This window comes from Planctomonas deserti, from assembly GCF_003067705.1.
Lineage (GTDB): Bacteria > Actinomycetota > Actinomycetes > Actinomycetales > Microbacteriaceae > Planctomonas > Planctomonas deserti.
Genome location: NZ_QANL01000102.1, coordinates 1 through 612, shown reverse-complemented (window position 1 = coordinate 612; position 612 = coordinate 1). Strand labels below are relative to the sequence as shown.

At 69.6% G+C, this 612-nt stretch carries 1 protein-coding gene; it reads left to right on the top strand.

Going from position 1 to position 612, the window contains the following annotated elements; translation table 11 throughout:
• Positions 1-52: 52 nt before the first annotated feature.
• On the top strand, positions 53-612 hold a 560-nt coding region (locus DAI20_RS19755; RefSeq protein WP_108252897.1), incomplete at its 3' end, for a DUF6597 domain-containing transcriptional factor.

The window sequence follows — 612 nt, the reverse complement described above, 5'->3', positions numbered from 1 at the left end:
CGGCCTCGCGCCGGGCTTCACTTTTATGGGCCCCGTGGCGCCACAATGCGGCATGGGCGACCCTTCCTCTCTTGCAGGCACCGGCACGACCTACCAGGAGCATCTGGCGCCTGCGCCGCTGCGCGGCCACTTTGGCCAGCTTTGGCAGAGCCAGCTTCCTGCTGATGCCGATGGGCACATCACCGTATTGCCCGATGGCTGCGTGGATATCCTCTGGCGCGACGGTGCGTTGTTCGTGGTCGGCCCGGACCGCGTGGCCGCGCACCCGGCGCTGGCACCCGGTGCACAGGTGCTGGGCGCACGCTTCCGTCCCGGCCAGGCATTGGCCGCGCTGGGCCTGCCCTTGGCCGGGATCATCGGCCAGGCCGTGCCACTGGCTGATCTGAAGGGCACGTGGGCGAAGAAGGCTGCGGCCTCCATCGGCGACACCGCGCCTGCACTGCGCCTGCAGCGGATGGCGCACTGCCTGCAGCAGCATATGGGTGCGTCCGCGCTCGATACTTCGGCGCAGCGTGCACATGTCCTGTTCCGGGCGCTCGCCGCGGGTGATGCCACGCTGGATACGCTGGCGGCGCACTTGAGCCTGAGCCCGCGCAGCCTGCGACGTTTCAG